Origin of the sequence: Salinibacter altiplanensis, from assembly GCF_002894645.1 — a bacterium.
In the GTDB taxonomy this organism is placed as follows: Bacteria; Bacteroidota; Rhodothermia; order Rhodothermales; family Salinibacteraceae; genus Salinibacter; species Salinibacter altiplanensis.
In genome coordinates this window covers 1-1,126 of sequence record NZ_NCQY01000006.1, presented here as the reverse complement: position 1 = coordinate 1,126, position 1,126 = coordinate 1, and the positions used below count along the sequence as shown (strand labels likewise).

General features: G+C 54.7%; 1 protein-coding gene. It reads right to left on the bottom strand.

Going from position 1 to position 1,126, the window contains the following annotated elements; translation table 11 throughout:
- Nucleotides 1-196: 196 nt before the first annotated feature.
- Nucleotides 197-1,126: hypothetical protein (locus B7R93_RS03155; RefSeq protein ID WP_232797954.1), on the bottom strand; the 930-nt coding region annotated here is incomplete at its 5' end.

Here is a 1,126-nt window from a genome sequence, read left to right as displayed (position 1 = left end):
TGCCGCAGTGTGAAAGCGGTCACCTGTCCGTTATATCGGGTTCACTCCAAACCCGTAAATCGGCATAGGCTGTTCTTCGATAGCCCGAAGGTGCCGAATGGCTTCTGCTCTCTTCTGTCCGGTGAACTTAGGATCGTTGCGAACCCGCTTGTAAGCCTTCGGGAGACGGTCTACAACGCTCTCAAATAGGCTGGGATCACACCCGTTGGTAGCCCCGCCACCGCTTAGAGTCCTCACACGGCGGCTCCTGCCCCCTGCTACGCTCTCTCAGTTTCTCCCGGTGTTCTGTCTGCCGGGGTGAGACGTCGACTCGCTTCTTCCCACTCCAGAAGTCAACGGCATCCCCACTAATGGATGAGCTTAGCGCCTCCTCCCAGTCTTTCCTCAGGGAGGCGTCCAGATCGATGCGCTGAAGGGTCCGTGCTTTCCCCAACCATCGGTTCGGTGAAGACCACTCGATGTAGGCCACGTCGCTACTGAAGCGGCGCAGTATCACCGACGCTTTGAGGTTGCCTTGATTCCTCCACTTCTGTGCCTCGTCTCCGTAACAACGAGCAATCTGCTCAGTGGAGATGACCGGATTTCGGGTGTCCTCGTCCCGAAAGGTCGTGGTGAGCAAGTAAAGGAAGAATGCGCGGTGTCCATCGTGTTGCTCTAAGCTTGGGTAGCGCCCCAGAGTTGTAGAGCGTAGAGTGGGAGGTACGAAACGGCAAACCTTTCCGGGTAGGCTGATTTCGTCGGAAGTCAAGTTTCGAGATTCCCGCAGGACTTTCAGGGCGTAGTGCTTGTTGCTGTACTTCAGGTCTTCGATGCTGTCCAAATCTCCAGTAGAGTGTCCCAGCTGGCTAAGTTGATGAACCCACCAGGGGATAACGGGAGTGCCTGTCTCGTCGTGATCCAAATTTACTATTCTGGGGAAGGTAATCCTTGATCTCTTCTCCCTGCCCCAGTTGTCTCTTCCTTCCCTGCTCCCTTCCTGTCCCTTGTCACTCTGCCTCCGATCCTCCTTAAGTCTGTCCAAATTAGGAGAGCGCTTTCCGCTGTTATTGATTGTTAGAGTGATGCTTTCCGGTACAGTGGAGCAAACCCGGTACGATGGACGTTCCTTCACTTTCCAAATCGATAC